Origin of the sequence: Allobosea sp., assembly GCF_030694325.1 — a bacterium.
In the GTDB taxonomy this organism is placed as follows: Bacteria; Pseudomonadota; Alphaproteobacteria; order Rhizobiales; family Beijerinckiaceae; genus Allobosea.
On sequence record NZ_JAUXYO010000227.1, the window covers coordinates 1 to 10,265 of the forward strand.

The following is a 10,265-nucleotide window of genomic DNA, read 5'->3' on the forward strand; positions in this document are numbered from 1 at the left end:
CGTCGCGCGCCACCCTTATCTGCGGCCGATCGCGCTCTGCGCCATCGCCTGGAACCTTGCCTTCTTCGCCTTCAGCGCGATGGTCGCGCCTTATGCCGCGCGCATCCTGCTGCTGGCCCCGGAGCGGATCGGCCTCGCCACGGCCGTCTATGGCTCCGGGCTGGTCGTCGGCGCACTGGGCGGCGCGACCCTCATCGCGCGGCTGCCGGTGGGGATCGTGCTTGTCTTCGGCCCAGCCTCGTCGCTGATCGGGGCCACCCTTCTGGCGCTGGCGCCGCCCGCCCTCGGTTGGCCGGCGCTGGCGCTCGCCTTCTTCCTGTTCGGCTTCGGGCCGATCCTCTGGTTCATCGCCCAGACCAGCCTGCGCCAGGCCGTGACGCCGCCGCATCTGCTCGGCCGCGTCAGCGCGACGCTGACCACTGCGATCTACGGCATGCGCCCGCTCGGCGCACTGGCCGGCGGGTTCGCGGCGGAACGCTGGGGGCTGGAGGCGGCGATATGGCTGCCGGTCGCGCTCTTCGCTCTCTCGACGCTGGCGATCCTCGCCTCGCCGATGCCGCGGCTGAAAGCGATGCCGGAGGGAGAGCTCACCCCTCGGGCAGCGGGATGAACTCGGCCTCGTCGCCGGGCACGGTGTCGAAGCGCCCGGCCTTCCATTCCGCCTTGGCCTGGTCGATGCGCTCCTTCGAGGAGGAGACGAAATTCCACCAGATGTGGCGCGGCCCGTCCATCGGTTCGCCGCCGACGATCATCAGCCGGGTCTGGTCGATGCCGAGGATCGAGATCCGGTCGCCGGGCTTGAAGATCAGCAGCTGCCCGGCGCCGAATTCGTCGCCGGCGATGTCGACCCGGCCGGAGACGATGTAGATCGCACGCTCGTCGTAATCGGGGTCGAGCGGCAGGATCGCGCCCGGCGACAGCACGGCCTCGGCATAGAGCGCGTCCCAGGGAAAGGACACCGGCGAGGTCTGGCCATAGGCCGAGCCCATGATCAGGCTGACGCGCTTGCCGCCCTCGACGATGCGCGGCAACTCGGGCGCGGCGTGGTGGACGAAGGCCGGCGCCGTTTCCTCATGCGATTTCGGCAAGGCGAGCCAGGCCTGGATGCCGAACAGCTTCGGCGGCTTCTGGCGCTCCTCCAGCCCCGTGCGCTCGGAATGAACGATGCCGCGGCCCGCCGTCATCAGGTTGACCGCGCCGGGGCGGATCGGCAGCGCGGTGCCCAGCGAATCCCGGTGCATGATCTCGCCGTCGAAGAGATAGGTCACGGTCGAGAGCCCGATATGCGGGTGCGGGCGCACGTCGATGCCCTGGCCGAGCAGGAACTCGGCGGGTCCCATCTGGTCGAAGAAGATGAAAGGTCCGACCATCTTGCGCCCGATCGAGGGCAGGGCGCGGCGCACCGAGAAGCCGCCGAGATCATGCGCGCGCGGCACGATGACCTGCTCGATCGCCTCGCAAGACCGGGCATCGCCCAGGACAGGATCTTCGGCAGGCAGTTGCGACATGGCTCTGGCCTCGATGGTGGGGCCGCTCAGATTGAAAGGAAGCGGAGCGGCGAGCATGCCCGCGGACCGCCCGAGCCGCAACCGCAACCCGCTCGTCGATACTCGCAAAGGTTGTAAAAAACTCTTGATCAATCAAAAAAGCTGTAGTTCTCTATCTCGATGGCGGGCTCGGCGATGCAGCGATGGTGCTCGCTTCCTGGCGCCGTCGAACATTGTCGGGGGCGGACATGAAGGTCGATAATCACCGGCTGAAGCTGGATAGCGGGAAGTTCGCAAGTTTCGTGTCCACGCCCAACATGGGTGAGCAACTGGCGGGTGGAGCGCCCAGCATCCTCGTCGTCCACTACACGGCTGGAGCGACGGCGGCCGGAGCGATCCAGACATTCAAGTCGCAGTCGCCGAACGGCAGAACATCAGCCCATCTGGTGATCGATCACGACGGCCAGATCACGCAGATGGTGCCGTTCGATCGCGTTGCATGGCACGCCGGCGCCAGCCGCTGGCGCGGGCACAACGGCATCAATCAGCATTCGATCGGCATCGAAGTCGCGAACTGGGGCAAGCTGTCTCGGACCGCTGGGGGAGGCTGGGTCAGCTGGACCGGGGCCAGTATACCGGCAAGCCGTGTGATGCTTGCTCCGCACAAACATTTCCCCGGCCAGGAATACGGCTGGGAGATCTTCGATGAGGCGCAGATCGAGGCCTTGATCGCCGCTTGTCGAGCAATCGTCGGCGCCTACGACATCAAGGGGTGGGATCTGGTTGGCCATGACGATATCTCGCCGATCCGCAAGATCGATCCCGGTCCGGCCATGGCCATGGACAGCATCCGGTCTCGCGTCTTCGGGCGCGAGGACGACGCCTTCAACGACAGCCTGTTCCGCGTCAACGCCCCGGGCGACGGGCTCAACCTGCGCGAGAATCCAGGGATCGCCGGCAGCCGCGTGATCAAGAAGCTGCCCCACGGCACCACGGTGCATGTCGTGGAGGTCGTCGGAAGCTGGGCCCTTGTCGCGGAGGTGATCGGTGGCAACGACGACGTCACGGGCTTCACCCATATGAATTGGCTTGTGCCGGCGGCAGCCTGAATTGGCGCCCGCAGACGGAAAGCCCCGCCTCGACCTGCGCGCAACCCTTGGGTGTGCGGGCCGACCCGAAGATTCCCGGGGCGCACCGGGCGGTCGTCGACGGGGCTGATCACGCCCTGTGATTTGAATCTGCCATTCGAACGCGCGGAAGTCGGCCATGGACGCTTCGAGCCCGAAACCCGTCACTTCCTTCGTGAAAGGGTTCCTTTTCATCTCGCTATTCATCGCCTCGATCTACTTCATCCTGCAATCGATCAAGAACGGGTTCGCTGCAGACAAGCAGATGGATTTTGCGATCTGGGCTTCGGTGTTCATGGCCTTCGTCACGCCGGCCGCGATCGTCATGATCCGGCACGAGGTCCGGCTGAGCCGCATCAAACTCATCGAACTCTTCGCGGAAACCTTCAATTTCGTGCCATCCACGCCACGAGCGGCTGCTGTTCCGCAGGCGGTACCTGTGCGGCAGGATGGGATGATCCAGCCGGCTCCGCAGGAGGCTCAGGCCGCCCAGACAGATGCGAATAGCAAGCAAAACGTCTCCTTCGAATTCGTGAAGGGCAAGTACTTCGCCGATCTCGACATTCCACGGCGTCATCAGCAATCGGCTGCGAACGTGCCGCGGTTTCCGATGATGATCCGCTCCGACTGGTTGATGCTGGTGTGCGCGATCCCCTTCATGGTGATCGCCTGGTTCGGGTCGTTCATCCTGTTCGCGCCGCTGATCGAAGTTTCCCGGATCGGCAGGGATTTCGGCGTCGGCTCCTGGCTGTGGCCGAGCATGCTGGCGCTGGGCGGCTCCGACATCAACACGATCAGAGATCCGGCGCAGTTCGAAGCCCAGCACATCAACGTCCTGACCGTGGCGATGCTGGCGTTCGCGGGGGGCTATTTCTTCAGCCTTCGATTGTTGCTGCGGGCCGTCGCCGTCTTCGACCTGTCTCCGATCACCTTCTTGCGCTGCTTCGTTCATATCCTGCTGGCGATGCTTCTGGCCGTGGTGATCTACCGCGTCTTTCCGACGGCTGAGAGTTGGGGGAATGCCCTCTCCCGGACGGGCCAGGCGCTGCAGACCCTCTCGGGCGCGCCGTCGCCCCCTTCGCCGCCCTCGACCTTGCCGCCTGCTGCGCCGGCAACCGTTCCTCCGGGGGGCACGGCTCCGGCCATGGTGCCACCGATGCCCGTCCCGGGCGCGCCGGCCGTTTTGCCCGCGCAACCCGCCGCCGGCGTGACGCCGGCCGCAACCGAACCGCTACGCGACCCGCGAGGCGGCACGATCTGCCAGGCCAACCAGCCCTGCCCGGCACTGGGCCCCGCGGCCGGGGTCAGCGCGATCTGGCTGATCATCGCCTTCGCGCTCGGTTTCATTCCCGATGCCGCGCTGCAGTTCGTGCTTCAGAAGGCGGGTCTGAGCTTCAAGGAACGCTATGCCGACCTCGACCCGCACGCCAAGCTCGTGCCGGTGACCCTGATCGACGGGATCGACAATTTCATCGCCTACCGGCTCGAAGAGGCGAACATCTACGACGTCCAGAACCTCGCCACGGCCAACCCCATCATGCTGCACGTCGAGAGCCCGTTCGGGATCTACGAGACGATCGATTGGGTGGCGCAGGCGCAGCTCTGCACCGTGACCGGCCCTGACCGTTTCCTCCTGCTCAAGACGCTCAACATCCGGACGATCTTCGATCTGGAGCGGGCGGTGATGCCGCATGTCCCGGCGCCCGACGCGCCGGCCGGCGCCGCGGAGCCGCCCGCGCCACCGGACGAGGTGGTGCTCGCCATCGGCGAATTGCTGGTGCGCGACAGCGAGCGCGACAAGGTCATGCGGACGCAGTTGGCACTCGGTCCTGCGGTGGGAGAGGGCCGCGACGGCGCGCGCGGCAGGCCATCCGTGGCCGAAACACAACATATGGTCGCGGTGATGATCGACGACCTTCACGTCCACCGCCTGCGGCAGATCTGGAAGCACATCGTCGGAGAGCTCGGCATCCCTAATGCCAGGCTATGACGCGGCGCGTGGTTCCGGCTTGTCCGCGCTTGCGCCCAGTACTGGTCCCGCACCTGCTGGCGGGCCGCCCGGTGCCTTCAGGGTCCGGCGCGATGTCCTACTTATCGACGTCGAGCGGGGCGGTCCCCGTCGGCTTGCCGTCGGCGGAGAGGGTGATCTTCTCGATGCGTGCCTCGGCCTGCTTCAGCAGCGCGTCGCAGCGTGCCTTCAGCGCCTCGCCGCGGGTGTAGATCGCGATCGATTCCTCGAGCGGCACATCGCCCCGCTCCAGCCGGGCGACGATGTCCTCGAGCTGCTTCAGCGCCGCCTCGAAGGGCAGGGCGGCGACGTCGTCGTTGGAGATGGCTTCACTCACGGCATGATTCCCGGTGTCGCGTCGCTTATCCGCCGGAGCGGCCCGGCCTGCAACCCCGGTCCGGTCGCTCAGACGGGAAGAGCCGAGCTCTTCTTGATCGAGCGCAGCGTCAGCGTCGACTGCACGCGGGTGACTCCGGGCAGCTGCGTGATGATGTCGGTGTGGATGCGCTCGAAATCTGCGCTGTCGCGATAGATCACCCGCATCAGATAGTCATGCGCGCCGGCCAGCAGATGGCATTCGAGGATCTCGGGCAAGTTCTGCACCGCCTGCTCGAAGCCCTCGAGCGAAGCGCGGCCCTGCTGGTCGAGCGTGACGAAGACGAAGGCGGTACCCGGAAACCCTGCGATCTTGTCGTCGAGGATCATCGCGTAGCCGCGGATCAGACCGCTCTCCTCGAGCTGGCGCACCCGGCGCAGGCAGGCCGAGGGCGACAGATGCACCTTCTCGGCGAGGTCGGAATTCGTGATCCGGCCATCGGCCTGCAGGATGCGCAGGATGGCGCGGTCGCGTGAATCGAGTTCGATCGTGGTCATGGTGCCCTGGCTCCCCCGCGCGGATGAATCCTGCGAAAATCGCCGGAGCGCAAGCAATCTTCTGCATCGATTTCAGCAGCGCGGCGCTGCTTTCGGCGTCAATCGCTGCAGAGGCCGCACGATGCTGCCAGCGCGCGCGGCGCCGATCAGTCCCATTTCAGCATGAAGGGCGCGCCTTCGAAGGCGTCCGCCCCGCGCCCGATGCCGGCGATCGCCTCGCGCATGCGTCCGTCGCGGCCGAGCATAGCGTCGGCGATCGCCACGAGCCGCGCATTCGGTGTGGCCGAGGGCGAGGCCTTGCGAAGGCGGGCGGCGAGCTCTGCTTCGTCGCGCTGCGGGGCGAGCGCGCAGGCGGCGATATAGGCGGCCGCCGTCGAGCGGCTGACCCCGGCCCAGCAATGGATCAGGATCGGCGCGGCGCGGTCCCAGCGTCGCATGAAGGCGAGGAAGCGCTCGACATGGGCCTCGGCCGGCACGACATGGCCCTCCATCGGCGCGCTGATGTCGGACAGGCCAAGGAAGAGGTGGTTCGCCTCGCTGATGCCGGCCGGGCGCTCCACGGCGGTGCCGACATTGATCAGCGTGACGAGGTGGCTCGGCCGCACGGCGGCGACGGTCTCATTCAGCTTCGACAGCGGGGAGACATGCAGGGTCGGCATTGGGCGTCCTCGGCTGGCGCGTGCGATGCGCATAGTCCAGCCGGAGGCGGTCGTCATCCCCGACCAGCCGTCCTCCACGCGCAGGCTCACTTGCACCGGGTGGAGCCGCGCGGGGTCGGTCCTTTCGTTTACATATGAACGATCATCCCCTAGAAGGTGCCGACGGGGCGATGTCCTCGCACGAGTTCGCCATGAATCTCTGGTTCCGCCTGATCTGGCTCCTCATGACGAGCCCCTTCCGCCCCCGGCTGGAACCGCTGGCAGAGCCGTCCCGGCTCTCCTTCCGGGTCTGGCCTCACGACCTCGACACCAGCCTGCACATGAACAACGGCCGCTACTGGTCGCTGATGGATCTCGGCCGGACCGACCTGATGCTGCGCACGAAGCTGTGGCGGGCCGTGCTTCGCCACCGCTGGGTGCCGGTGGTCAATGGCGGCATGATCCGCTTCCGGCGGGAGCTGCGCGCCTTCCAGCCCTTCCGCCTCGACACCGAAATCCTGTGCTGGACGCAGAGCTGGCTGGTGATCGAGCACCGCCTGGTGACGCGGGGCAGGGACGGCACGGAGACCGTCGCGGCCCATGCGCTCGTCCGTGTGGCGCTTTATGACCGCGCGGCGCGGGCCTATGTGCCGGTGGCGCGGCTGATGACCGAGATCGGAACGCAGGCGGAAAGTCCCCCGCCGCGGCCCGACGTTACCGCCTTCCTCGCCGCCGAGGACGCGATGCGCAGCACCGCAGCCAGCGCCACCGCCTGAAGCGCCCCCTCGGCGCGCTCGCCGCTCATTCCGCCGCGAAGCGTGTCGCCCGCCACTGGGCCAGCAGGGCGCGCAGGGCGCCGGGCTTCAGCGGCTTGTTGAGCAGATGGACGTCGAGCGCGGCGGCCGCTTCGCGCACATTCGGCGAGCGGTCGGCGGTCAGCAGGATCGCGGGCAGGGCCAGGCGCGAGCGTTCGCGCAGGGTGCTGATCGCGGTCAGGCCGTTGCCATGGTCGAGATGGTAATCGGCGATCAGCGCATCCGGCGCAGCGCGCTTCTGCAGCGTCAGTGCGGCCTCCAGGCTCGCGGCGGTCGTGACCTGGCAACCCCAGCCCTCCAGCAGGCGCTTCATCCCGTCCAGGATGGCGGGCTCGTTGTCGATCACCAGGAGCTTCAGTCCGGCGAGCTGGCCGGGGGGCGCCGCGCGCGGTGCCGGTCCGGTGCTCATCTCGGGCAGCGGGGAGGCGCGCGGCACCAGAACGGCGAAGCGACTGCCCCGGCCCGGCGCCGAATCGAGCGTCAGCTTGTGATCGAGCGTGCGGGCGATGCGCTGGACGATCGACAGGCCGAGCCCGAGCCCGCGGGCCACCTTCGCCCCCTGGTCCAGCCGCTGGAACTCGCGGAACACGGTCTTCTGCTTGCCCTGGGGAATGCCCAGCCCCGTGTCGAGCACCTCGACCGAGACCTGCCCGCCACGGCGCCGGAAGCCGATCAGCACCTTGCCGCTCGGCGTGTACTTGATCGCGTTCGAAACGAGGTTCTGGAGCAGGCGCCGCAGCAGGCGCCGGTCCGAGCGCACGGCGAGGCTCGTCGGCATGAAGACGAGCTTGAGCCCCTTTTCCTGCGCGCTGGGCTCGAATTCGCGTTGGAGCTGGCGCAGCAGCTCGTCGAGCCGGAAGGACGTGATCTCGGGCTTCATCGCCCCGCCGTCGAGGCGCGAGATCTCGAGCAGCGCGGTCAAGATCTCCTCGACCGCGTCGAGCGAGGCGTCGATGTTCTCGGCGAGATCGGGGCTGCCGGCGGCGCGGTCGCGCTCGACCAGCGAGGTCGCGTAGAGCCGGGCCGCATTGAGCGGCTGCAGGATGTCGTGGCTCGCGGCGGCCAGAAAGCGGGTCTTGGAGGCGTTGGCCTCCTCGGCCTCCGCCTTGGCCCGCTGCAGTTCGGCGTTGACGCGCAGGATCTCCTCGGTGCGTTCGACGACGCGCCGCTCCAGGCTCTCATTGGTGCGCTCGAGTTCCTCCTGCGCAGCGACGGCCTCGGTGATGTCGGTATAGGTCGTGACGAAGCCGCCATCGGGCAGCGGGTTGGTGCGGATCTCGATGACCTTCTTCGAAGGGTAGAGCTTCAGCCGGACCGGCTCGCGGTCCCGCACGAAGCTCTGCAGCCGCGCCGCCATCAACTCGTCCTGCTGGCCGTCGCCATAGGCGCCGCGGGCGGCGTTGTAGCGCACGATCTCGTCGAGCCCCGTCCCGAAGCGGACCATCGAGGCGGGCAAGTCGTAGAGCTGGATGAAGGCCTGGTTCCAGGCGAGCAGGCGCAGGTCGCGGTCGAGCACGGTGATGCCCTGGCCGGCATGGTCGAGCCCGTGCTGCAGGATGTCGCGGTTGTACTGCAGCGCCGCGGAGGCGTCGTCGAGCAGCTTGAAGGCGGCCTCGGTGGTGAGGTTGCGCCGCCGCAGCAGCAGCGACAGCACGAGCCGGGAGGACGCGGCGCCGATGGCGGAGGAGAGCAGATGCTCGCCGAAGCGCAGCAGGTGGATGTCGGCATCGCGTGTCGGATGGGGCTCCTCGCCGCGGCTGCCGGCGAAGCTCTCGAAGGCGCGCTGCGTCCGCTCCTGTCCGAGATAGCGCCCGATGGTCGATTGCAGCTCCGCTTCGGTGACGCTGGAGCGCCAGAGCGAGAAGGACTGCGCCATGGTGGCCCGGTCCGACTCGACGAAGGCGTTGGCCTGCAGGCGCTCCATCGCGGTCGCCGGCCGCAGCAGCGAAAAGACGACATAGGCGAGCAGGTTCAGCCCCAGGCTCCAGAAGACGCCATGCGGCAGGGGCGGCAGGTCGAGGCCGAACAGCGCCTCCGGCCGCAGTGCCGCATAGCCGAGCGGCCCGTTGGCGACGATCTCGGCCCAGAGGCTGCCTGGCTTCACCAGGCTCGGGATCAGCAGCGTATAGGCCCAGGTTGCGATGCCGACGATCAGCCCGGCTGCGGCGCCCAGCGCCGTGCCGCGGCGCCAGACCAGCCCCCCGAAGAAGGCGGGCGCGATCTGCGCCGTTGCCGCAAAGGACAACAGGCCGATCGCGACCAGCGCCTGTTCCCCGGCCGCGCGGTAATAGGCGTAGCCGAGCAGGATGACGCAGAGGATCGCGACACGCCGGATGATCACGACCTGGGAGCCCAGGTCACCGCCCATCGTGCCGTTGCCGGCACCTCGCTGGTCGACGGGCAAGGCCGAGCCCGCCGGGTCGCTCAGGGCCCGGCGGCCGCGCAGCAGCACCGGCATGACGAGGTGATTCGAGATCATGATCGCCAGCGCGACCGAGGCGACGATCACCATGGCGGTCGCCGCCGAAAGTCCGCCGACGAAGACGAGCAGGGCGAGCATCCCGGCATCTTTCTGCAGCGGCAGCAGCAGGACGGTCATGTCCCGGTCGATGCCGGGGCCCGGCATCAGCAATTCGCCCGCCATCGCCAGCGGCAGCACGAAGAGGTTGATCAGGACGAGATAGAGCGGGAACATCCAGGCGGCGCGGCGGACATCGGCGGCGTCGCGGTTCTCGACGATCGTCATGTGGAACTGGCGCGCCAGCAGCAGCGCGGCGCAGGCCGACAGCAGCGTCAGCGTCAGGAAGGTGGTCCAGCTCGAGGTCCGTTCCCAGATCGGTGCCGCGCCGCCCGGCAGGTTCGCCGCCTGGGCGAAGAGGTCGCGAGGGCCGTCATAAAGCCCGTAGACGATGAACACGCCCAGCACGAGGAAGGCGACCAGCTTGACCAGGGATTCGACCGCGATGGCGAGCACCAGCCCGTCCTGATGCTCGGTGGCGTCGATATGGCGCGTGCCGAAGGCGCAGGCGAAGCCGGCCAGAACCATCGCGACCAGGAAGGCGAGATCGGTCAGGACCGGCGCGTCCGCGGCCGCGGGCCGGCCGCCCGTCGCGGCCAGGAGCACGGAGAGGGAACTCGCGACCGCCTTGAGCTGGAGCGCGATATAGGGCAGGGCGCCGATCACGGCCACGAGGCAGACCAGCGCCGCGACGCGCTCGCTCTTGCCGTAGCGGGCGCCGACGAAATCCGCGACCGAGGTGATGTTCTGGGATTTCGCGGTTCTGACGATGCGCTCGACGAAGCGGTGGCCGAAGCCG

At 68.0% G+C, this 10,265-nt stretch carries 9 protein-coding genes; 4 read left to right on the forward strand and 5 right to left on the reverse strand.

Features of this window, described 5'->3' with window-relative positions; genetic code table 11:
* On the forward strand, positions 1-610 hold a 610-nt coding region (locus Q8M82_RS14880; protein ID WP_465248083.1), incomplete at its 5' end, for an MFS transporter.
* On the opposite strand, the gene Q8M82_RS14885 is transcribed toward Q8M82_RS14880, so the two are convergent.
* Complete coding sequence (locus tag Q8M82_RS14885) at positions 588-1,508, reverse strand: pirin family protein (protein WP_305692117.1); 921 nt, start codon at positions 1,506-1,508, stop codon at positions 588-590. The genes Q8M82_RS14880 and Q8M82_RS14885 overlap by 23 nt on opposite strands.
* Before the next feature lie 227 nt (positions 1,509-1,735).
* Between Q8M82_RS14885 and Q8M82_RS14890 the strand changes: the two genes are divergently transcribed.
* The gene (locus tag Q8M82_RS14890) at positions 1,736-2,596 is read left to right on the forward strand and encodes an N-acetylmuramoyl-L-alanine amidase (protein WP_305692118.1); all 861 of its coding nucleotides are present in this window, start codon (positions 1,736-1,738) and stop codon (positions 2,594-2,596) included.
* A 157-nt stretch (positions 2,597-2,753) separates the two neighbouring features.
* Positions 2,754-4,604: a hypothetical protein gene (locus Q8M82_RS14895; RefSeq protein WP_305692119.1), complete on the forward strand. Its 1,851-nt coding sequence runs from the start codon at positions 2,754-2,756 to the stop codon at positions 4,602-4,604.
* A gap of 97 nt (positions 4,605-4,701) precedes the next feature.
* On the opposite strand, the gene Q8M82_RS14900 is transcribed toward Q8M82_RS14895, so the two are convergent.
* From Q8M82_RS14900 to Q8M82_RS14910, 3 genes are all read right to left on the reverse strand, one after another.
* The gene (locus tag Q8M82_RS14900) at positions 4,702-4,959 is read right to left on the reverse strand and encodes an exodeoxyribonuclease VII small subunit (RefSeq protein WP_305680551.1); all 258 of its coding nucleotides are present in this window, start codon (positions 4,957-4,959) and stop codon (positions 4,702-4,704) included.
* Positions 4,960-5,027: 68 nt separating this feature from the next.
* A complete protein-coding gene (locus Q8M82_RS14905; RefSeq protein WP_069054388.1) occupies positions 5,028-5,495 on the reverse strand; it encodes an Lrp/AsnC family transcriptional regulator in 468 nt (155 codons plus the stop codon).
* Between the two features lie 146 nt (positions 5,496-5,641).
* Positions 5,642-6,154: a tyrosine phosphatase family protein gene (locus Q8M82_RS14910; protein WP_305692120.1), complete on the reverse strand. Its 513-nt coding sequence runs from the start codon at positions 6,152-6,154 to the stop codon at positions 5,642-5,644.
* A 170-nt stretch (positions 6,155-6,324) separates the two neighbouring features.
* On the opposite strand from Q8M82_RS14910, the gene Q8M82_RS14915 reads away from it, so the two are divergent.
* Positions 6,325-6,909, forward strand: a complete 585-nt coding sequence (locus Q8M82_RS14915; protein ID WP_305692121.1) for an acyl-CoA thioesterase — start codon at positions 6,325-6,327, stop codon at positions 6,907-6,909.
* A gap of 25 nt (positions 6,910-6,934) precedes the next feature.
* Here the strand turns inward: Q8M82_RS14915 and Q8M82_RS14920 are convergent.
* Positions 6,935-10,265 (reverse strand): hybrid sensor histidine kinase/response regulator (locus Q8M82_RS14920; RefSeq protein ID WP_305692122.1); only part of this gene is annotated, 3,331 nt, incomplete at its 5' end.

What these genes read in the sequence shown, in the direction of transcription:
- Q8M82_RS14885 (WP_305692117.1), bottom strand. Translation starts at nt 1,508, where the DNA reads ATGTCGCAACTGCCTGCCGAAGATCCTGTCCTGGGCGATGCCCGGTCT.
- Q8M82_RS14890 (WP_305692118.1), top strand. Translation starts at nt 1,736, where the DNA reads ATGAAGGTCGATAATCACCGGCTGAAGCTGGATAGCGGGAAGTTCGCA.
- Q8M82_RS14895 (WP_305692119.1), top strand. Translation starts at nt 2,754, where the DNA reads ATGGACGCTTCGAGCCCGAAACCCGTCACTTCCTTCGTGAAAGGGTTC.
- Q8M82_RS14905 (WP_069054388.1), bottom strand. Translation starts at nt 5,495, where the DNA reads ATGACCACGATCGAACTCGATTCACGCGACCGCGCCATCCTGCGCATC.
- Q8M82_RS14910 (WP_305692120.1), bottom strand. Translation starts at nt 6,154, where the DNA reads ATGCCGACCCTGCATGTCTCCCCGCTGTCGAAGCTGAATGAGACCGTC.
- Q8M82_RS14915 (WP_305692121.1), top strand. Translation starts at nt 6,325, where the DNA reads ATGTCCTCGCACGAGTTCGCCATGAATCTCTGGTTCCGCCTGATCTGG.